The sequence below is a fragment of the Micromonospora sp. AP08 genome, assembly GCF_008085935.1.
Taxonomy (GTDB): Bacteria; Actinomycetota; Actinomycetes; order Mycobacteriales; family Micromonosporaceae; genus Micromonospora; species Micromonospora chersina.
The window spans coordinates 518724-541197 of record NZ_VSEZ01000001.1 but is presented as its reverse complement, the minus strand read 5'-3'; the positions used below and the strand labels follow the sequence as shown (position 1 = coordinate 541197).

Genomic DNA, 22474 nt, shown 5'->3' with positions numbered 1-22474 from the left:
GTTTACAGCAGGGAGACTTCCGTGCGCAGCATCCGCACCCTCGCCGTCGTGGCCCTCGCGGCCGTGGGCCTCACGGCGGCGCTCACCACCGTCACGGGCGCCCCCGCCGTGGCCGGGCCCGGCGCCGTCACCTGGTCCGACGACTTCACCGGCCCGGCCGGCGCGGCTCCCGACGGGAGCAGGTGGCGGTACGACATCGGCGGCAGCGGCTGGGGCAACAACGAGCTGCAGTACTACACCAACAGCACCCGCAACGCGGCCCTCGACGGCAACGGCAACCTGGTCATCACCGCCCGCAGGGAGAACCCCGCCGGCTACTCGTGCTGGTACGGCAGCTGCCAGCACACCTCGGCCCGGCTGCTCACCAACGGCACGTTCAGCCAGGCGTACGGCCGCTTCGAGGCGCGCATCAAGATCCCGCGCGGGCAGGGGCTCTGGCCGGCGTTCTGGATGCTCGGCAACGACATCGCCACCAACCCCTGGCCGAACAGCGGCGAGATCGACATCATGGAGAACGTCGGCAAGCAGCCGTCCACCGTGTACGGCACGCTGCACGGCCCCGGCTACTCCGGCGGCAACGGCCTGGGCGGCTCCACCTCGCTCCCGAACGGCCAGGCGCTCGCCGACGCGTTCCACACCTACGCCGTCGACTGGGCGCCCGACTCGATCACCTGGTACCTGGACGGCGTGGCGTACTCCCGCAGGACCCCGGCCGACGCGGGCAGCAACCGGTGGGTCTTCGACCACCCGTTCTTCATGATCATGAACGTCGCGGTCGGCGGCAACTGGCCCGGCTCGCCGGACGGCAGCACCACCTTCCCGCAGACCATGACGATCGACTACGTCCGGGTCCAGGCCTGGGACAACGGCGGCGGCGGGGGCACCGGCGGGCAGATCGTCGGGTACGGCGACAAGTGCGTGGACGTGGCCAGCGCCAACACCGCCAACGGCACCCCGGTCCAGCTCTGGACCTGCAACGGCACCGCCGCCCAGCGGTGGACCTGGAACGCCGACGGCTCGGTCCGCGCGCTCGGCAAGTGCCTCGACGTGGCCAGCGGGTCCACGGCCAACGGGGCGAAGGTGCAGCTCTGGGACTGCAACGGCACCGGCGCCCAGCGGTGGGTCTTCAACGCCAACGGTGACATCGTGAACCCGCAGTCCAACAAGTGCCTGGACGCCACGGGCGCCAGCTCCGCCGACGGCACCCGCCTCCAGATCTGGGACTGCACCGGCGGCGCCAACCAGAAGTGGCGCCGCTGACCCTCACCCCGCCGCGGGTGGGTATGGGGGTCGCCACCGCCGCCGGCCTGGCGCCCACCGGCGTCGTGCACGAGGGCGGGATCAGGTGGACGGGGCCCGCCGGCAGCTGACGCGTACGGTGGCGCCATGACGGAAGTCCTGCGGTACGCCGCCTTCACCACCGACCCGGCGGCGGGCAACCCCGCCGGCGTGGTCCTCGACGCCGGCCGGCTCACCGATGCGGAGATGCAGGCCATCGCCGCCGACGTCGGCTACTCCGAGACGGCGTTCCTCACCGCCACCGGCCCCGGCGAGTACGACGTGCGCTACTTCAGCCCGCAGGCCGAGGTGCCGTTCTGCGGCCACGCGACCATCGCCTCCGCGGTGGCCGTCGCCGAGCGCGCCGGCACCGGCGACCTGGTCTTCCGGACCCCGGCCGGAGCGATCCCGGTGGCGACCGCCCGGGACGCCGACGGGCGGCCCACCGCGACCCTGACCAGCGTGACCCCCTCCGACGCGCCCGTGGCGGGGGACGACCTCGCCGAGGCCCTTTCCGCGCTGGGCTGGGCGCCGGAGGACCTCGACCCGGCGCTGCCGCCCCGCGTCGCGTACGCCGGGGCCCACCACCTGATCCTGGGCGCCGCCACCCGGGAGCGGCTGGCCGCCCTCGACTACGACTTCGACCGGCTGCGCGACCTCATGCTGCGGCGGGACTGGACGACCGTGGCGCTCGTGTGGCGCGCCTCCGACACCCGGTTCGACGTCCGCAACCCCTTCCCGGTCGGCGGCGTCGTCGAGGACCCGGCGACCGGGGCGGCCGCCGCCGCGCTCGGCGGCTACCTGCGTACCCACGGTCTGATCGAGCCGCCGACCACGCTGCGCCTCCATCAGGGCGCGGACCTGGGCCGGCCGGGCCTGCTGGTGGTCGACGTGCCGGCCGGCACGGGCGGGACACGGGTGACCGGCACCGCGGTGGTCATGCCGGGCTGACACGCCGGGGCCCGGCTCCCCTCGCGGAGAGCCGGGCCCCGGACGCCTCGCTCAGTCGGTGCAGGACGGGGTGTCGAAGTGCCCCGGTGTGCTCGGGAACGCCGCCCCGGCCCCCTGGTCCGGGTTGTCCCGCGGGTACACGTAGGACAGTTCCAGGAAGGCCGACGTGCCCGCCGTGGTCACGTCGCTCGCGTTGCGACCGGCGCCGTTCGCCCAGGCCAGCCGGGTCAGGAAGTCCTGCATGGCCGGGCTGTGCTGGCGGACGTCGTTGAACCCGCCGTACGCCGCGTTGCAGTGGGTGAACAGGTTGTACGCGCCGTTCCAGTCGAACAGCCGGTCACCGTTGTTCGGCCCGTTCTGCGTCACGTCGCCCTGGAGCACATCCCGGTCCCAGCCGCCGTAGATCCAGTCGGTGCCATGGTGGTGCTGGTTGTCGGCGAGGACGTCGTTGTCCAGGTTGGTCGCCTCGAACCAGCGGCACGGGTCGACCGTGCCGGCCGCCAGGTCCACCGGCCAGGCCCCCGCCGCGCAGTTGTCCGGGTAGGAGCCGCGCGGCCGGAAGTCCAGCAGGTCGGACCCGAGCACCGCGGTGACCGCCGGGCCGCTGGTGGCCCCTGCGCCGCCGAACAGGTGGTCGACGTACTGGTCCTGGTCGCCCCGGGCGGCGGCGCTGAACACGCCGTTCACCAGGCACTGCGGGTTGGCCGCGTCGAGCGCCGGGTCGCAGCCCTTGCCGCCCCAGAGCACGTCCGAGCCCTCGCCGCCGAACACCTCGTCGCCGCCGCTGTCACCGTTGGCCACGTCGTCGCCGAAGCCGCCGTGGATGTTGTCCGCGCCGGCCCCGCCCCGGATGAGGTCACCCGCCCCGGCGGTCAGCCCGGCGTACGGCATGGGCGCCGAGGTGGCGCTGCCGATCCAGGCGTCCCCGTCGGTGTCGTGCAGCAGGTCCACCCGGCGGTCGTAGCCGCCGGCCCGGAACCCGGTGAACGTCTCCTGGGGGACCGAGGAGAGCGTCGCCGTGAAGCCCAGCGCCGCCACGTCGTCGGCGTTCAGGTACTGGTTCACCACGCCGCCCCGGTCACCGAGGATGGCGTCGCGGCCGTCCTCGCCGTAGAGGCTGTCCGCGCCCAGCTCACCGAAGAGGTCGTCGTCGCCGGCGCCGCCCCGGATCTGGTCGTCGCCGTCCTGACCCCACACCCCGTCGTTGCCGGCGTCCCCGTAGAGCTGGTCGTTGCCGTAGGCGCCGGCCGGCTCGCAGGTGGACTGGGCGGTGGTGCAGAACCGGGTGGACGGGCCGGGCAGCGCCGGGTCGTGCGTCCGGGCCACCGTGGCGTCGGCCGGCACCGCGCCGGTCGGGTACCGCTCGGTGTAGACCCGCTCGGCCGCCTTGCCGTCGACCGTGGTCACCGTCCGCAGCAGCGAGCCGTTGTCGCCGAGGAGCACGTCGTCGGCGCCGTTGCCCTCGACCACGTCCCCGGTGTCCCGGAACCCGGCGGCCGCGCTGCCGCCGATCAGGTCGTCCTGCCCGGCCGGCGCGCCGGCACCGACCAGGTCGGCCGGGGCCGCCGGGTCACCCGGCCAGCCCGGGTCGGGCAGCGGGGCGACTGTGGTCCGGCCCGCCGCGCCGAGGGCGGTGTCGCCGCGCAGCGTGTCCGCGCCGCCGTTGCCCTCCAGGTAGTCGCCGTTGCCGTCGCCGGTCAGGGCGTCGTCGCCGTCCTGACCCCAGAGGGTGTCGACGCCGTCGCCGCCACTGATCCGGTCCGCGCCGAACCGGTTGGGGCTGATCGCCGCCCGGTCCAGCAGCACCACGATCCGCGGGCCGAACGCGGTGCCGTCCGCGCCGAGCCGGACCGTCACGGCCGTGGGCTGCTCGCCGGGCAGCGGGCGGAGCACGGCGCCGTTGTCACCGATGACCGCGTCGGAGCCGGGTCCGCCGAAGACGGCGTCCGCGGTGTCCGGCTGGCCCGTCGTGGCCGCCCCGGTCCCGTCGTACGCGGTGCTGGAGCCGCCGACCAGGTCGTCGTCGCCGGCGTCGCCCTCGACCCAGTCGGAGCCGGGGCCACCCTCGGCGAAGTCCGCGCCCGCGTCGGCGTGCACCCGGTCCGGTCCGCCCTGGCCGAAGATGACGTCGTCGGCGTCGCCACCGGAGATCAGGTCACCGCCGCTGGTGCCGGCCGCCGGGGTGAACCCGAGGTCGAGCAGGGTGACCTTCCGCGACGGCACGGTCCGGGCCTGGGTGACCCGGGTCGCGTCGGCCGTGGCCGGCGTGAACCGGGCGTTGTCCCCGGCGATCAGGTCGGCGTCGCCGTCGCCGAAGAGCTGGTCCCCGGTGTCGGGGCGGCCGGTGCCGGCGGCGGGCTCCTGTGCGGAGCCGCCGACGATCTCGTCCTTCCCGAGGCCACCGTGGACCAGGTCGGCGCCGTTGTTGCCCTCCAGCTGGTCGTCCCCGCCGTCGCCGTCGACCCGGTCGTCGCCGAGCCCGCCGTACGCGATGTCGCCCTGCGGGCCGCCGGAGATCACGTCCCCGGCGCCGGCGGCCGGCACGTCACCGGCCAGGTCCAGCGGGTACGGCCCGACGTCGCCGATGCGCGGGGTGCCGTTGTCGCCGACGACGCGGTCCACGCCGTCCTCGCCGTAGACGAAGTCCCGGCCGTCGGCCACGCCGGCCACCCGTCCGCCGCCGTAGAGCACGTCGTCGTCCGGGCCGCCGAGGACCTGGTCGCCACCCTCGTTGCCCTCGGCGGTGTCCACGCCGGTGCCGCCGTACAGGCCGTCGTCGCCGGTGTTGCCGAAGAGCAGGTCGATGCCGTCGTCGCCGTGCAGCTGGTCGACGCCCGGACCGCCCCAGGCCCGGTCGGCGCCGCCGCCCAGGTGCAGGGTGTCGTCGCCGAGCTGGCCGCAGGCCCGGTCGTCGCCGCCGCCGAGGTCGGCCCGGTCGTTCCCGCTGCCGGCGGTGACCACCTCGACCCCGGCGCCGCCGAGGATGAGGTCGGCCGAGCCCTGGTCGGTGGGGGCCGGCTGGTCGCCGGCGAGGCTGGCGTCGGCGCAGGTCTCGGCGGTCAGCCGCTTGTCGCCGAAGACCGTCGCCCCGCCGTCGCCGCCGACCACGTGGTCGCTGCCCAGGCCGCCGACGAGCAGCTTGGTCTGCGACTGGGTGCCGGCCGGCAGCGGCTGGTGGACGACCTGGCGGGCCGGGCCGTAGCCGTCGGTGCCGTCCGGGTCGCCGACGGTGGACGGCTCGGCGATCACGTAGTCCTCGTCCGGGCCGCCGAACAGCTCGTCGGTGCCGTAGCCGCCGACCAGAACGTCGTCGCCGCCGTAGCCGTACAGGTGACCGGTCTGCCCGTTGGCCGAGTGGGACACCACCATGTCGGTGCCGGCGCTGCCGTGCACGGTGTCCTGGCCGGCGCCGGTGTCGACCTTGTTGGTCAGCCCGGCGTCGCCGCTGCCGGCGGCGTCCGGGTCGGCCGGGACGGCGCTGCCGGCGGTGTGGATGGTGTCGTCGCCCCTGCCGCCGTTGAGGATGTCCTCACCGGGGCCGCCGACCAGGATGTTCGTCCCGTTCGGCCGGTCGTCGAGGACCACGCCGACCACGTCGTCGCCGCCGTTGCCGTAGACCGTGCTGGCGCCGTGCCCGACGGTCACGTGGTCGTCCGCGCCGGTGGTCTCCTCGGTCGGGTCCTTCAGCTTCGTCCAGTCGACCAGGCCGGTCAGGCTCTTGTCCCCGACCGAGGTGTGCACGGTCGTGGCGCCGGCGCGGTCGACCGCGCCGAGGTCGCTGTCACCGGCCACCACGTTGTTGCCGTCGCCGGTGGTGACGGTGTCCTTGCCCGCGCCGCCGGCCACCCGGCTGACCTGGCCGGCCGCCTCGGCGGTGACGATGACGTCGTCGCCGCCGCGCCCGTCCACCCAGGCCGGGCCGGTGCCCGTGCGGATCTGGTCCCGCCCGTCGGAGCCCAGGACCACGGCCGCCTTGTCGAACGCGGCGGTCTTCGTGCCGTCGCCGCCGGTGTCACCGTCGCCGAGCAGCAGCACCGACAGGGAGACCTTGTCCGCGTCGGCGACCTGGTAGCCCCGCCCGTCGACGACCACCCGGGTCAGGTTCGGGTCGAGGAACTCCTGCTTGCGCCCCAGCGCCTCGACCGCGAAGCCGTCGAAGTCCGGGTCGGTGTCGGCGAAGTGCACCGCGTACACCTTCACCACGTCACCGGCGTAGGTGCCGGCGCCGTTGTCCCACGCCTTGTCCCCGCGCTGCTCCTTCTTGCCGAACTTGCCGGCGAAGACCACCAGGGTGTCCCCGGTCGTGCCACCCAGCTCGGGTGGCTTCGGTGTGCAGTCGGGTTGTGCGCGGAAGTCCAGCAGGGTGGCGTCGACGAGGGTGAAGTCGAAGGTCTTGGAGAACAGGAACAGGTCGATGGTGATGTAGACCTTGAGGAACACCGACAGCTGCCCGCTGGTGGTGAAGAGGCAGACCGGGTTCACCAGCAGCGCCTGGAGGAACTCGCTGGTGCGGAACTTCCCGTCGTTGTTCGGGTCGTTCCAGCTGAACCCGACGGTGAGCCGGATGCCGCCCTGGATGCCCGCCTTGACGATGAGCACGCTGACCTCGGCCCCCGCGGCGATCTCGCCGCGCAGGGTGACCACCGGGACGGGCTTGCCGCTGCTGTCTGTGGTCTTGAAGTAGAGGCCGTCGAGGAGGCTGATGGCGTCCAGGTCGGTGCCGTCGGTGGCCGCCTCCACCGCGTGCCGGATGCCGGCGGTGTCCAGGCCGGCGATGAACCGGGCGGTCACCGAGGCGCTGCCGGAGAGGGTGACCAGCACCGGCGGCGGCGCGTACACCGGGCCGAACGACTGCCGCCAGCTGAACCCGAGCGACAGCGGCCCGGAGTCGAAGCTGACCAGCTCGACGTCCTGCCCCATGAGCAGCCCGAACAGCGAGCCCGGGTTGTCGAAGATCGGGAAGCTGAAGCCGGTCTTCTGCGCGTTGGACTTCCCGTCGGAGCCCGGGGCGAAGAGCTTCTCCCCGTCGTTCCCGGCGGCGGTGTCCACCGCCGTCTTCACCTCGGCGGCGGTCTTCGCCTTCGTGAACGGGTCGTCGCGCTTGATGAGGCTCTCCGCGGACGCGGGCGACGCCTCGGTGGTGAGCGCCTTGGCCGGGTCGACCAGGAACTGGCCGAGCGGGATCGAGCAGCCGTCACCCTCGTCGCAGTCCGGTATCCGGTTCACGAAGGTGACCACGGCGCGGACGGTGTCGACGAAGTCGAGCTTCGGCCCGCCGGTCAGGGTGCTGAACGTCTTGGCCAGCCAGACCAGGGTGATGTCCGGCCCGCCGGTGGCCTTCGACAGGTCCGACAGCACCGGGATCGGCGCGTACAGGGTGTCGATGACCGGCTGGAGCGGGCCGGTGACCGCCTTGAGCTTGTCCACCACCGGCTTGAGGATCTTGCTGAAGAAGGCGCCGGCGTCCAGCGCGATGTCGGTGAACGTCACCTGGAGCGGGGTGGTCACCCCGCCGCCGGTCGGGCTCAGCCCGCCCTGCTTGTGCTCCAGGCCCCACTTGAGGCCGAAGCGGGCGCTGACGCCGGGCAGCGCGGAGCCGACCTCGTCGCCGGTGTTCACCGCCGCGGCCAGCTTCCAGTCGATGTTCACCTGCGCGGTGAGATCGGTGGCGAGCAGCGAGCCCAGGTCGGCGAACTCGGCCAGGGTGAGCTTGGCGTCGGCGTCGGCCGCGCAGTCCGCGGCGACCGTCGGGTCGAAGCAGCTCTTCTCCGCCGCCGAGCCCTTCAGGTCCACCCCGAAGTACGCCCGCACCAGCGGCGCCGTGCCCTGCTTGGTCGCCTTCACCTGGATGAAGGCGAGCTGGGCGGCCAGGTCGCCGGTCATGTCGAAGTTGGCGCCGATCTGCACCTCGGGCGCGGTGTCCCCGTCGTGGGTGGGGACGTAGAAGCCCTCGTGCCGGTCGAGCACCAGGTCCAGGTGCAGCTTCCAGCCCAGCTTGGCCTGGATGCCGTCGGGGGCGCCCTTCTTCGCCTTCAGCGACAGGCCGGGGATGCCCAGGTCGAGCGGCACGTTGACGCCGAGGCACTCGTCGCTGTCGCTGGCGTCCTTGCAGCCGTCCGCGGCCGAGGGCGCGCCGCGCGAGGCGGTCAGCTTGATCCGGATGGACTGGAAGTCCTCCGGCTGGCACGGGGTGGCCACCCCGGTGCGGCAGCCGACCACCGCGCTCACGCCCGGGTCGAGGTCGGCCAGCACGTCGTTGAGGGCGGTCTGCATGCCGGCGCTGTCGAGCGTGGCGTTGGCCAGCACCGGGCCGATCGCCTCCTTGACGTCCTCACGCAGTTGGGCCACGAAGCGCTGGCCCTGTTGCAGGTCGTCGCCGACCAGTGGCAGCTTGCCGTCGAAGCTGGCCAGTCGGAGCGCCTCCTCCACCTTGGCCAGGTAGCCGTCGATACCGACGTTGAAGTCGGTCAGCTTCAGCGACAGGTTGGCGAAGCAGGAGGTGAGGTCCGGGGTCTGCGCGTGCGGCGCCAGGTCCAGCCCCATGGTGAAGGTGAGCAGGTTGGTGGCGTCGGCGGGTTCGCAGTTGTTGACGAACAGCGGCGCCCGGGCGCAGAGCGGGGTGGTCGCACTGCCGACCCCGCCGCCGCAGTCCACGCCGGCGGTGGTGAACGTCGGCGTCAGGCCGAACAAATCGGTGACCGGCCCGTCGGCGGCGAGCCCGCCCAGGCCCACGCTGAGGTCGGCCTTGACGGTGGCGAAGTCGGGGTCCTTGCCGAGGTCGAGCGCGAGCGGGCCGACCCGGGCGGCCAGCGCCGCGTCGGTCACCCCGCCCTTGACGGTGACCTTGGCCGAGGAGCTCTTGTCCAGCAGGGGCGCCGCGTTGAGCTTCAGCGGCAGCAGCAGGCCCAGCTTGGCCTGGGCGTCGACATCCAGGGCGAACGTGCCGGAGCTGTCCAGGCTGACCAGCTCCCGGGCGCCGTCCCACGTGAAGGCGAGCGGCCCGGCCGTGCGGACGTTGCGCTTCCAGTCCAGCCCGACCCGCAGGTACGGGCCACCGGCCCGCTCGTCCAGGGTGAACTGGATCCCGCTGTCCGCCCCGATCGCCTTGTTGAGCTGGCCGAGGGCGTCCTGGAGGGTGTCCGGGGGCGCGGCGAGCAGCTTGTCCAGCGCGTCGGCCAGCTCGGGCCGCAGCGCGTACGCCGTGCCGTCGGCCGGCTTGGGCGTGCCGGCCGCGTCGACCCGCAGGGTCTGGCCGTCCACCCGGTCCAGCACCCGGTACGCCTTGCTGCCGATCACCACGGTCCGGCCGGCCAGCCGCGGGTCGAAGGCCGCGTCGCCGCTGCGGTTGCCGTCCTTGAGCAGGAAGTTCGCCCCGTCGGCCGGGAACGTCACGCCCTTGCCGACGCCGCTCTCGTCGGCGCCGAGCAGCTCACGGGCCGAGCGGCCGAGCAGCGGGATCTCGGTGTTCAGCGGCCCGCTGCCGCCCCCCGGCTGGGTGAGCGCGGCGTTGACCAGCCGCAGCGCCTCGATCACGACGGCGAAGAGGGCCTTCGGGTCGTCCGGGTTGAAGTCGACGGCGAAGATGCCGTCGAGGCTGCTGGTGTCCACCACCGGCTGCTCGCCGGCCTTCCAGCTGACGTCCACGCCGACGCCGTCACCGAGGGCGCCGGTGGCGCCCGGGACGCTGACCGTGACCCGCCCGGTGGTCTTCACCGAGGAGGAGACGGCGAGCAGGTTGCCCGGCTCGGTCTGCAACCGGCGGAACAGCTCGCCGAGGCTGACGTCCTGTGCCTGCTTGAAGCTGACCTGGAGCATCCGCTGCCCGGCGGCGGCCGGTCCGACGGCGAGGTCGCCGCCGAGCTTGACCTTGAGGAAGCCGGCGGTGGCGAAGAAGTCGACCCCGGTGGTGATCGGGAAGTCCGCCGCGAACAGCGGCGTGGCCGGGTCGGTGCGCAGCAGCACCCGGTCCGCGTTGGCGGCCGGGCTGCCGAGGTCGTCGCGCAGGTCGAGCACGAGGGTGACGGCGGCGCTGTAGCGCGGCTTCACGGTGGCGAAGGTGGCCTGCGCGTTGGCCGCCCGGAGGCCGACCTTCTTGTCCCCGCCGGCCGGCTTGGTGAGCGCGCCGGCCAACTCGACCGCGCCGATGTTCGGGCTGGAGCCGCTGATCACCCAGACGCTGTCGGGGCCGGGCTGGCCGCCGATCCAGTTCTCCTGGAGGGTGACCGTGGTGGCGGTGTTCGCCGCGATGGTGCCGGCCGAGGTGCCGGCGACCACCCGCTGGCCGACCAGCTCACCCGGGGTGAACCGGTTCCCGTCGACGCTGAAGCCCTTGGCCGTGAAGGTCGCGCCGCGGCCGGAGACCGAGGCGGCGCCCGGGTCCAGCGGCACGGCCACGGTGGACTCCCGCTCCAGCTTCACCCGGAAGACCAGCTTCTCGCCCGCGAAGGAGAGGTTGTCGACCGGCAGCCCCTCGGCGGCGAGCAGCTTGACCAGTTCCTGGATGGAGCTGAACTTCGGCTGGCCGGCCTTGGCCGGCTCGTCGGTGGCCGGGTTGAACTCCGGGTCGTCCGGCTTGGGGTGCACGTACTTCTTGAGGAACCCGGCGAGCTTCTCGTTGACCTTGACCGCGTCGGCGAAGGTGCCGCGCAGGAAGGGCAGGCTCAGGTTGCCGGCCGGCCCGCTCTGCTGCACCCCGCTCAGCAGGGTGGCGAGCTGGGCCAGCCCGGAGGCCAGGTCCAGCGGACTCATGTTGCGGAACTTGGCGATGGTCTCGTCGAGCCCGGCGGTGGTGACGGTCGGGCTGCCCACGCTGATGTCGTTCCAGTCGACCTTGACGGTGGCGGCGACGGCGGGCAGGGCGAAGGGGGCGCCGGCGGTGGCCGCGCCGAGGTTGACCTGGCCGTGCACGGAGCCGGGGCCCGGCTCGCTCTCGGTGTCGGAGATCCGGCCGCCGCCGGCGTTGTCCAGGGCCACCTGGACCAGCCCGGCGAGTGAGCCGGCCGCGCCGAGCTCACCGGTCCCGGCGCCGGCGCCGGTGTCGAAGGCGAGCCGGCCGTCGCCGTTCGGGTCGGTGACGGTGGCCTTCACGTGGGTGCGGGCGGTGAGGGTGCTGCCGGCCGTGAGCGTGACGCCGAGGATGCCGACCGAGGCGGTGGCCTGGTCCAGGTCGGCGCGGAGCGTCGCCGCGGCGTCGATGTCGAGGCGCGGGGTGTCCCCGTCGCGGACCAGGTAGGTCTCCCCCGCGGCGGTGTGCCGGGCCCGCAGGTGCAGGGTCGCCCAGCCGGTGACGTCGACCGCCTGGGCCACGGTCACCCCGCCGACCGCCAGGTCCTTGGCGGTGACCTGCCGCTTGGCGGTGACCACCACGTCGAGCAGGTGGTCGCCGCCGCTGGTGGTGACCGTGCTGGTCAACCGGGTGCCGCCGCCGAGGTCCACGTCGTCCTTGGTCAGGCCGCCGGCCAGGGCGTCGGACGCCTTCCGGGCGAGCTTGTCGGTGTCCACCAGGGCGCCCGGGCTGACGCCGAGCAGCGGCAGCGGCTGGCCGAGCAGGCCGACCCGCGACAGGCCGCCCTCCGCCCAGGTGGCGGTCCTCGACATCAGGGTCTTGAGCGCGCTTTCCCACGCCTCGTCCGCGTGGGCCGGCGCCGCCGTCCACACCAGGGCGAGCGCGGCGGTCACCACCGCCGCGGTCAGGCCGGCGAGCAGCCGCCGTAGAGCCACCATGAGCCACCTCTTCCTCGATGGCCGTCACCGACGGCGCTGGTCCCGCGCCAGCACATCGATCGCGGAGGAGACCCACAACTTCTGTGTCGAGATCGTGACAGAGCGTCAGGCTGATCGGTCGACGTCACTACGCCGGTAGTCCTGATCGGACTGAGCGGTCAGCCAGATCGGCGGACCGGCACGGACGGACCCCGGCGAGCCGTGTAACGAAACGCCGGGCGGCGACGCTGGTGTAAGCCGCTGTGCACGGCGGCCGGGGCCCGTGTGACGGGCGGGCCGGGTCAGAACGGGGCGTCCACGGCCAACCGCCGCACCTGCGTCAGGTACGGGTCCAGCTCGCCCACCTCGAACCGGCAGGTGCCGATGACGTGCCAGAACTGGCCGCCCGGGTCACCGTCCAGCTTGTACCGCCCGTCCGGGCTCACCGCCGCCCAGCCGTCGGGCAGGCCGATCAGCGTGGTCCGCAGCTGGGCGTGCTCCGGGTCCGCGACGTCCCACAGGCGCACGGTGCCGTCGTCACCGGCGCTGGCCAGCAGGCTGCTGTCCGGGCTGAACGCCACCGACCAGACCCGTCGGGTGTGAGCGGCCAGGGTGCCGTGCAGCCGGCCGGTCCCCGGGTCCCAGAGCCGGATGACGAGGTCGTCGCCGGCCGTGGCGAGCAGGTTGCCGTTGGGGCTGAACGCGCACGACCAGAGCCGGCCGGTGTGCTCGGTGAGCACCGTGCGCCGCTCGCCGGTGACCGCGTCCCAGACCACGGCCGCGCCGTCGTTGCTGGCGCTGGCGAGCAGCGTCCCGTCGGTGTTGAAGGACACCGCGTACACCCGGTCGGTGTGGTGTTCGAGGGTGAGCCGGCAGGTCGCGGTGGCCGCGTCCCAGAGCCGGACGAGCTGGTCGTCGCAGCCGGTGGCGATGGTCTCGCCGTCCGGGCTGAACGACATGGCGCGCACCCGGCCCCGGTGCGGGGTGAGCGTGGCGAAGTGCCGGCCGGTACGCCGGTACCACAGCCGCACCGTGTCGTCGTCGTTGGCGGTGGCGAGGGCGTCGCCGTCGGGGCTGAACGCGGTCGCCCAGACGTGGTCGGTGTCCACGTTGAGCTCCCGCTCGTCGACGCCGGTGTCGGTGTTCCACAGGTGCACGCCACCGTCGCCGCTCGGCGCGGCGACCAGCGACTCACCCGGGCAGAAGACGGCCGACAGCAGCCGGTCGGCGGGGCTGGCGAGCTGCCGGACCAGCCGGCCGCTGCGCGGCTCCCAGAGCCGCACCACACCGTCGTTGCCGCAGGCCGCCAAAACCTCACCGTCGTCGCGGAAGGACAGCGCGGTGACCCGCCGGCCGTGCCCACGCAGGGTGTGCTGGAGCTGCCCGGTGCGTACGTCCCACAGGCGGGTGGTGCCGTCGTTGCTGCTGGTCGCCACCTGGGCCTGGTCGGGCCGCCAGACCACCGGCCAGACCGAGCCGCGGTGCCGGGTCAACTCGTGCCGCGGCTGGCCGTCGGCGCTGTCCCAGAGCTGGATCGCGCCGTCGCTGGCGGCCGTGGCGAGCAGGCTGCCGTCGCCGTTGAACCGGACGCTGTAGATGGCGCCGCGCTGCCGGCCGAGCACCCGCACCGGGCGACCGGTCTCCACCTCCCAGAGCCGCAACGCGCCATGGGTGTCGCCGGTCGCCATGAGCGTGCCGTCAGGGTGGATGTCGAGGGCGTACACGTCGGCCTCGTGGCCGCGCGGCTGGCGCAACAGCTCGCCGTCGGTGGCCCGGCGGATCCAGACCCGGCCGTGCTGGCCGACCGCGGCCAGCAGGCGGCCGTCCGGGCTGTGCACCACCCGGTAGACCACCTCCGGCTCGCGCACCTCGAAGGCGAGGCGGCCGGAGGGGATGTCCCAGCCCCGGACCACGCCGGCGCTGTCGACCACCACGACCCGCCGGCCGTCCGGGCTGAACGAGGTGCCCCAGATGGGCGCAGCGTGGCCGGGCCACTCGTGGCGCAGCCGGGCCGTCCGGGTGTCGTAGAGCCGGACCACGCCGGCCGCGTCGCCCACCACGAGCCGCCCCCGCTCGCCGTCGGTGAGCAGCGGCCACACCCAGCCGGCGAAGACGTCCTCGATGACGTGCCGCACGTCGCCGTGGTCGGCGTCCCACAGCCGTACGGTGAGGTCCGCCGCCCCGGTCACCAGCTGGTGCGAGGCGGCGTCGAAGCGGACCGCGTAGACCCGGCCCCGGTGGCCCTGGAGGGTGCGGACCGGCAGCCCGGCCGCCGTGTCGCAGATGAGCACACCTCCGTCGTCGCTGCCCACCGCGAGCACCGCCCCGTCCGGGCTGTACGCCACGGGCACCGGCAGCCGGCCCACCTCGAAGCCGTACGCCACGCCCACCGCGGGCGGGGCCAGGCCCGGCGCGACCGGACGGCCCGGGGCGACCACGGCGCCGCGCAGCTCCGGCGCGCGCAGCAGCGCCGCGTCGGCGCTCACGTCGATCAGGGCGGTCCGGTGCCACCGGCTGCCGGTGATCCGGGCGCCGCGCAGGTCGGCGCGGAACAGCCGGGCGCCGGCCAGCTCGGCGTCCCGCAGGTCCGCCCCGGCGAGGCGGGCCTGGTCCAGGCGGGCGCCGCGCAGCCGGGCGTGCTCCAGCCGCGCCTCGGTGAGGTTGGTGGCGACCAGCCGGGTGTCCGTCAGGTCGGCGCCGGTCAGGTCCGCACCGGCCAGTTCCCGGTGCGACAGGTCCTCGCCGCGCAGCACCGCGCCGCGCAGGTCGGCCCGGTCGGGCAGCCGCAGCCGGGCGCTGAGCCGCAGCGCGTTGGCCCGGACCGTCTCCCCGGCCGTCTCGTCACCCAGCACCCGGGCGGTCCAGGCGGTGCACCGGGCCGGGTCGGCGAGGTCGCCCAGGAACTCCACGGTCAGCGCGGACAGCGGACGCACCGCCAGCGCGGTCGGCTCCTCACCCCGGTTGAGCTGCGCGGCGATCCCCTCGGCGACCAACCACTCCATCACCGAGGTGTGGATGAACCCGAACAGCCCGTCGTCGGTGCGGACCAGCAGGCTGCCGGCGCCCACCGCGTGGATCGCCTGCGGCCCGGACAGCCGGGAGTCGGCCAGCCCGGCGAGCTGGCCGGCGGCCTCGGCCAGCTCGGCCAGCCGCAGGTAGGACTCGCCGCTCTCCCAGAGCTGGAAGGCCAGCCGGCTCACCGCGTGCCACAGCTCGGGCCGGCGCAGGCTCACCGGCGCGCCCGGGATCCCCTGGGTGCGCCGCTCCTCGAAGTCCAGCCAGGACTCCAGGATCTCCCGGTAGAGGGCCGCCGCGCTGAACGTGCCGCCGGCCCCGGCCACCGCGGCCAGCCGCCCCTCGTCGAGGTTGGCGATGAAGCCGAGCATCCGCGGGTTGCGGGACAGGCCGAGCAGGTCCTTCACCCCGGCCAGCAGGTCGAGCCGCTCGCGGGCGGCCCGCTCGTCCCCGCCGTAGCGGTTGCGCAGGAAGGTCTCGATCTGGCCGGGGGTGAAGTCCTCGATGGCCAGCACCCGGCGGTGCGGCAGCAGGCCCACCCGCTCGCCCAGCGCGGTCAGCACCTGCGAGTTGGTCTTGAAGTGCTGGGTACGGCTGCTCACCACGATCTTCGCGTGGCCCTCGGCCGCCTGGAGCAGGGTCTCCAGGTGGTCGGCCGCCCGGTCGTAGGTCACCCGGGCGACCAGCTCGTCGAAACCGTCGAAGAGCAGCACGATCCGCCCCTGCCGGAGCATGTAGCGGAACGCCTTCAGGTCGATCACCTGCTCGCCGTGGTTGGCCAGGTGCGCGGCCACGAGGCCGTCGACCGAGTGCGCCTTGTCCAGCGCGCGCAGCTCCACCAGGATCGGGATGAGGTCCGGGGCGGCCGTGGGCAGCCGCCGGGCCACCTCGCGCAGCGCGAAGGTCTTGCCCCGGCCGAAGTCGCCGAGCACCAGCACGAACCGGCCGTCCGGCGCGGAGATCAGCTCCAGCAGCTCGTCCACCACGTCCTCGCGGACCCGCTGGTCGGCGCCGACCAGGTGCCGGTAGCGCTGCGGCACGTACTGGCCCGGCGGGTAGAGCCGGTCGGCCTGCAGCCGGGCGGTCTGCGCGGCCACGTACTCCCGCAGGTCGAGAAGGCCCTGGAACTCGGTCAGGTGCAGCAGCCGCACACCGCGCCGCTGCGCCGCCTCGGCCAGCCCGCGCGGCACCCGGTCGCCGTCGTAGACCAGCTCGGAGGGGATGTCCGGGTCGGTGGCGTGCACCCGCCGGGCGAAGTGGTCGACGTCGGCCGCGGTCGGGGTGCCCACGTACGCCCCGACCCGCTGCTGCCGGACCACCCCGTCCGCCCGGTAGGTGACGTAGAGATGCGGCGGGTCGACCTCGACCCGGCGGAGCAGCACCCGGTCGTGGCGCGCCTCGCAGACCTCGGCGAGCCGGTCGAGCAGGCGCTCCAGCGGGGCGGGCGGTGCCACGGCCGGCGCGGCGGCCGGCGGGTCGACGACCTCGCCCTGCGTGGGCCCCTCCACCACGGGGGGCCGCCGGGGGTCGGGCACCTGGGCCGGGCCGGCCGCGCCGAACGTCGCCTCGGCGCGCGGCCAGCTCAGGCTGGTCGGCTCGCCCACCTCGTGGCGGTCGTCGCGGCCGAGCACCCAGCGGGTCATCCCGCCGGCGTCGAGCCGGAGCACCTGGGCCCGGCCGTCGCGGGAGGCGGTGGCCAGCGGCACCACCGGGTCGACCCGGGCGGCGGGCGCGGCGTCGGCGAGCAGCAGGTTGAGCATCGGGCCGACCAGCCGGTTGAACGAGCCGCGGTCGCGCAGGGACGCCCGGTCGGGCACGGCCACCTCGTCGGCGTACGGGGTGCGCGGGCCCGGGGCGTGCGCCATGGCGCCCAGCCGCAGCCAGCCGGACTGCTGGTAGTGGCGCAGCCGCTGGGCGAACCAGGTGGACTGCGCCTCGCCGAGGAAGCCGTACCGGTCCTCCTCGCGGTGGGTGATGGCGACGGTGGAGTTCAGCCCGGCCACCACCACCCGCAGGTCCGGCACCGGGAAGAGGGTCCACGGCTGCTCGCTGTCGAAGATCCGGTCCTCGAGGCCCTGGTAGAGCTCGTCGAACAGGCGCGCGTAGTGCCGCCACTTCGGCCAGTACGGCGGCTGCGGGTCGACGTCGTCGGCCTCGCAGGTGGCGAAGTAGGCCCGGCTCGCGGCCATGGTGACGTCACGCGGGCCGGGCACCACGACCAGCCGGTGCGGCTCCAGGCCGAGCAGCACCCGCAGCCCGGTGAGGAAGCTCAGCGCGTCGGAGAACTCCCGGGGGCTGCCCGACTCGGTCAGGTTGCCGGCCACCACGAGCAGGTCGGGCCGGGGCACCCCGTCGTTCATCAGCAGGGTGAGGTCGCCCATCAGGTGTTCCTGGAGTTCGCCCGGGGTGACCGGGGCGCCCGGCTCGATCACCCCGCGGCCGAAGCGCGGCCCGGCCACCTGGAGCACGGTGAGCGCGCCCCGCGCCGTGGGCACGGCCGCCGCGGCCGGCGGGAAGGGCGGCGGGTTGATCGGGGTACGCCGGGCGCGGCGCGGGGCGGGCGCACCGCCGGCGGGCGCGGCGAGCACCCCGGCCGGGTCGGCGGGATGGTGCGGGAAGGCCGGCTGCCGCATCGGCTTGGCGCGGCCGTCGAGCGCCTCCCGGATCCGGTCCAGCACCCGGCCCCGCGCCTGCGCCGGATCGCTCACGCCGACGAGGTCGACATAGGTGATGGTGGCGAGCAGGCCGTCGATGGGGCAGTCCTCGACCCGCACGGTGACCAGCTTGTTGCCCGTGCCGTCCGGGTCGGCGCGCAGCGCGGCCTGCCATTCCAGCTTGCCGTACGTGGAGTGCAGGTAGCGTTCGGACAGGACCGCCACCACCACCTCGGCCTCGCGGACCCCGCGGTCCATGAAGTCGATGAAGTTGGTGCCGGCCACGAAATCCCAGGCCTGGAGCAGGGTGCGGTAGCCGGCCGCCTCGAACTCCCACGCCAGCCAGGTCGCCCAGCGCTCGTCGGCCGGCGAGTAGCTGATGAAGAAGTCGATGGGGCGGTCGGACCGGGTCGGGTGCGCGCCTACAGCCACCCGATCATTATGGCCACTGACCGTCAATCCGTGGACACCCTCGGCAGCCGCTGCGGCGCTCGCGTCAGGCCGGTCGGGGCGGGCGGGCGTGTGCGAGGATCATCCCTCGTGGAGACCGTGGGCGAGCCGCCGTCCGCCGCACCGGACCGGAGCCGCTGGGGCCGCCTGCACGTCCTGGACTGGATCGCGCTGGGGCTGGCCGTGGTGGGCGTCCTCTGCGTCCTCACCGGACTGCTCCCCCGCGCCGACGCCGAGGCCACCGTACGCCGGATCGTGCCCATCCTGATCTTCCTGGGCACGGTGGTGGTACTGGCCGAACTGACCGCGGTGGCCGGGGTCTTCGACGCGCTCGCCGCCCGGGTGGCGATCACCGCCCGGGGCAGCTACCGGGCGCTGTTCTGGCTCTGCGTCGGGTTCGCCTCGGTGACCACCATCGCGCTCAACCTGGACACCACGGCCGTCCTGCTCACCCCGGTGATGATCGCCCTGGCCCGCAAGCTGGGCGTGCCGCCGACCCCGCTGGCCATGACCACGGTCTGGCTGGCCAACACGGCGAGCCTGCTGCTGCCGGTGTCCAACCTGACCAACATCCTGGCCAGCGACCGCGTCGGCCTGGACCCGGTGCCCTGGGCGGCCCGGATGTGGTGGCCGCAGCTCGTGGCCATCGTGATCACCATGGCGCTGCTCTGGTGGTGGTACTGGCGGCCGGCCCGGGCCGGCGCCGACCCGTTCGTCCCGCCGCCGCCGCACGTGCCGCCGGACCCGGTGCTCTACCGCACCGCGCTCGCCGCCTGCCTGCTCTTCGTCGCCGGGATCCTGGTCGGTGTCGAGATCGGCGTCGCCTCCGGGGTGGCCGCCGCGATCCTGGTCGCCGGCTTCGCGGTGCGCGCCCGGGGCAGCCTGCGGCTCGCCCTGGTCCCGTGGCGGCTGCTGGTCTTCGTGGTCGGGCTGTTCCTGGTGGTGCAGACCGTCGGCCGGCACGGCCTGGACACCGTGATGGGCACGCTGATCGGCCCCGACCCCGGCGCGGCGGGCGCGCTGCGGGCCGGTGGCGTCGGCGCGCTCTTCGCCAACGTGGTCAACAACCTGCCCGCGTACCTGGCCGGCGAGGCGGTCATCGCCACCGGCAACCACACCCAGTTGCTGGCCCTGCTGGTCGGCACCAACGTCGGCCCGCTCGCCACCCCGTGGGCCTCGCTGGCGACACTGATCTGGTACGAGCGCTGCCGGGCCGCCGGGGTGGCCGTGCCGCTGGGCCGGTTCGTGGCCACCAGCGCCGCGCTCGCCGTCCTCGTCACCACGGCCACCGTGGCCGCCCTGCTGGTCGGCCCGGGCTCCTGACGTTCCGGTTCGAGGACTACGACGACGCCCAGATCCGCAAGCTGCGCATCGCCCCCTGACCGTCGCGGTCAGCGGGCCCGATGGGCCAGCCGGCGGGCGGCGTAGAGCAGCGCGCTCCCGGCGAACAAGGCCGCGCTGACCGCCAGCCACCGGCCGAGCATGGCCCGGGGCGCCAGGCCGGTCGCCGCCAGGTAGGTGCCGTCACCGAGGCCGAGGATCCCGGGCAGGTAGACCAGGAACAGCAGGCCGGCGCCGAGCGCCGGGATCCGGACGTGGTTCAGCGGCGACGGGGCGCCGCGCCGCCCCAGGGCCCGGCGCAGCACCCGGTCGAGCGACGCGTACACCGGGAAGAGCACGAGGTCGTGCGCGATCACCGCGCCGAGGAACCAGAGCAGCATGCGAAGGGCCGACGCCTCGCCGGCCAGCCGCAGCGCGATCCAGCCGGTGACCGCGAAACAGCCGGCCAGCAGCAGCAGGTGCCAGGACGCGGCGCCGTAGGTCCGCCGGAACTCAGCCATCGAACACGATCTCCGCCACCCACTTCGTGCAGTGCACCCCGGGCAGCGCCGGCACGATGACCCGCGCCGGGTAGCCGTGGTCGGGGCTCAGGTCGACGCCGTTGACCCGCAGGGCGAGCAGCGCGTCCGGGTCCGTCACCTGGCCGCCGTGCAGGACGGCCTCGCGGAACAGGCCGGCGCGCTCCAGCGACCGCACCCGCGCGGTGGCCGGACCGGCCGCCCCGACCAGGGCGGCGAGGTCGCGCAGCCGGACCCCGGTCCAGCTCTGCGACGTGGACCAGCCCTCCACGCAGGCGATCGGCAGGACGGCGGTGTGCTGTGCCAGGGCGAGCAGCCGGGCCCGGTCCAGGGCGACCGTGCGGTTCCCGGCGCGCAGGGTGAGCCGCCAGCCGGGCCCGGTCTGCTCCGGGGTCACGCCGGCCGCCGCGACGCTGCGGTTGACCGGGAAGCCGGTCGGCCCGTCGTCGATCCGCCGGCCGCGCGGCAGGAGCAGCGCGGTGCGGCGCAGCGCGTCGACGCTCTGCCCGACCGTCAGCGCCGCCAGCAGCAGCGCCCCGCCGCCGACCAGGGCCAGCACCCCGCGCCGGCTCATCGTCGCCGGCCCGGGCCGCCGCGCCACCAGCCCGTCCGGATCCGCCGGCTCCGGGCGGGTCCGCTCCACCGGGGTACGCGCGAAGCCCGGCCCGCGCAGCGCGGTGAGCATCCGGGGCAGCTTGATCGCCACGTGGGTGACCAGCGCGGCCGTGAAGATCCAGGCGCCGTACCAGTGCGCGGTGTAGAAGTCGAAGCCGAACAGGTACGCGTACTGGATGTTCAGCAGCCCGGTGGCCGTCTGGAAGAGGATCCCGCCGACCAGCAGCAGCAACGACAGCCGCTCCAGCGCCTGGGCGGCCGAGCGGGCCGGCGGCCAGTCGAAGAGCTTCGGCACCACCGACCAGAGCTTGCCCAGCACCACCGGGACCAGCACGATCCCCAGCGTCACGTGCAGCCCCTGGGTCAGGCGGAACAGCCAGGCGGGCCGGGTCGGCCAGTCGAAGACCGGCGGGTGCAGCCAGCCCACGTCCCGGGGGAACGCCTGGTCGAGGCGGGGCCCGTAGGCGATCCAGTCGAGCAGCCCGGTGACGATCACCAGGGGCAGGGTGGCCAGCAGGACGGCGCCGAGGACCGAGGTCAGCCAGGGTCCGCGGACCGGGCTGTGCCAGGCCCGGTCGGCGGCGTCGACCCCGGGCGGGCGGTGCCGGGCCAGGCCGCGCCAGAGCGCCGCCGGAGCGGCCGACGGCGCGTCGTCCGGTGGGGGCGGGCTGGCGGGCACGTCTCCTCCTCCCGGTCCGCGCTGCGGGTGTCTTCAGCAGGACGCTAGACGCCGCGCCCGCTCGCCGGTCCGGTTTGCCGCATTACCGAACCCTTACCGCCGCCGTCTCTTACGGACCGCTGACGTCCGCCGGGAACCGCCCGAACCGGACCACGAGGTGCCCTAGCCTGACCGCATGCGCGTACTGGTCACCGGCGCGGCCGGCTTCATCGGATCGCAGATCGCCGACCTGCTGGCCGTCGAGGGCCACGAGCCGGTCTGCCTGGACGCGCTGCTGCCCCAGGCGCACGGCGGCGCGCTGCCGGAGTGGTCCCGGCCGCACGACCCGGTGGTCGGCGACGTCCGTGACGCCGCGCTGCTGGACCGACTGCTGTCCGGGGTGGACGCGGTGTGCCACCAGGCGGCCATGGTGGGGCACGGGCTGGACCCGTCCGACGCCCCGGACTACGCCGGCCACAACGACCACGGCACGGCGGTGCTGCTCGCCGCCATGCACCGGGCCGGGGTGTCCCGGCTGGTGCTGGCCAGCTCGATGGTGGTCTACGGCGAGGGGCGCTACACCTGCGCCCGGCACGGCGTGGTCCGCCCCGCCCCGCGCCGGCCCGCCGACCTGGCCGCAGGCCGGTACGACCCGACCTGCCCGGCCTGCGGCGGCACCCTCGACCCGGCCCTGGTCCCCGAGGGCGCCCCGCTGGAGCCCCGCAGCACCTACGCGGCCAGCAAGCTCGCCCAGGAGCACTACGCCGCGGCCTGGGCCCGGCAGACCGGGGGCGGGGTGTGGGCCCTGCGCTACCACAACGTCTACGGCCCCCGGATGCCGCGCGACACCCCGTACGCCGGGGTCGCCTCGCTGTTCCGCTCGGCGCTCGCCGACGGCCGGCCGCCCCGGGTGTACGAGGACGGCCGGCAGCGCCGCGACTTCGTGCACGTCACCGACGTGGCCCGGGCCAACCTCCTGGCGCTCACCGCGCCCACCCCGGACGGGCTGGTTCCGGTGAACGTCTGTTCCGGCGAGCCGCACACCGTCGGCGACCTGGCGGCCGCCCTGGCCGGGGCGATGGGCGGCCCCGAGCCCGAGGTGGTCGGCGGGGCGCGGGCGGCCGACGTCCGGCACGTGGTGGCCGACCCGACCCGGGCCCGCGACCTGCTCGGCTACACCGCCCGGGTCACCTTCACCGAGGGCGTGACCGCCTTCGCCACCGACCCCCTCCGCGAACCCGCCGCCCTACCGGCCTGACTCCTGCCCATTCCCCCGTTGATCATGATCCGAC

General features: G+C 74.6%; 8 protein-coding genes. 4 read left to right on the top strand and 4 right to left on the bottom strand.

Annotated elements, in window-relative coordinates:
• Window positions 1-21 precede the first annotated feature (21 nt).
• Window positions 22-1260, top strand: coding sequence for a glycoside hydrolase family 16 protein (locus FXF50_RS02455; RefSeq protein ID WP_148425529.1), 1239 nt, complete (start codon window positions 22-24; stop codon window positions 1258-1260).
• 126 nt (window positions 1261-1386) lie between these two features.
• A complete protein-coding gene (locus FXF50_RS02450) occupies window positions 1387-2229 on the top strand; it encodes a PhzF family phenazine biosynthesis protein (protein ID WP_148425528.1) in 843 nt (280 codons plus the stop codon).
• A 51-nt stretch (window positions 2230-2280) separates the two neighbouring features.
• On the opposite strand, the gene FXF50_RS02445 is transcribed toward FXF50_RS02450, so the two are convergent.
• A complete protein-coding gene (locus tag FXF50_RS02445; protein ID WP_148425527.1) occupies window positions 2281-11952 on the bottom strand; it encodes a calcium-binding protein in 9672 nt (3223 codons plus the stop codon).
• A gap of 281 nt (window positions 11953-12233) precedes the next feature.
• Window positions 12234-18032 carry a TIR domain-containing protein gene (locus FXF50_RS02440; RefSeq protein WP_148425526.1) on the bottom strand — a complete coding sequence of 1933 codons (5799 nt, stop codon included), beginning with the start codon at window positions 18030-18032 and terminating at the stop codon, window positions 12234-12236.
• Window positions 18033-18140: 108 nt separating this feature from the next.
• Here FXF50_RS02440 and FXF50_RS02435 point away from each other — a divergent pair, with 108 nt between their 5' ends.
• Window positions 18141-19373 (top strand): SLC13 family permease, encoded by a 1233-nt coding sequence (locus FXF50_RS02435; protein ID WP_148425525.1) that lies wholly within the window; start codon window positions 18141-18143, stop codon window positions 19371-19373.
• 68 nt (window positions 19374-19441) lie between these two features.
• On the opposite strand, the gene FXF50_RS02430 is transcribed toward FXF50_RS02435, so the two are convergent.
• Together FXF50_RS02430 and FXF50_RS02425 are read right to left on the bottom strand one after the other, a co-directional pair.
• Entirely contained in the window at window positions 19442-19891 is a 450-nt protein-coding gene (locus FXF50_RS02430; protein WP_148425524.1) for a hypothetical protein, read from the bottom strand.
• A complete protein-coding gene (locus tag FXF50_RS02425; RefSeq protein WP_148425523.1) occupies window positions 19884-21203 on the bottom strand; it encodes a molybdopterin-dependent oxidoreductase in 1320 nt (439 codons plus the stop codon). Before FXF50_RS02425 ends, FXF50_RS02430 begins: the two co-directional genes overlap by 8 nt.
• A 175-nt stretch (window positions 21204-21378) precedes the next feature.
• Between FXF50_RS02425 and FXF50_RS02420 the strand changes: the two genes are divergently transcribed.
• Window positions 21379-22440 (top strand): NAD-dependent epimerase/dehydratase family protein, encoded by a 1062-nt coding sequence (locus FXF50_RS02420; RefSeq protein WP_148425522.1) that lies wholly within the window; start codon window positions 21379-21381, stop codon window positions 22438-22440.
• Window positions 22441-22474: the final 34 nt, after the last annotated feature.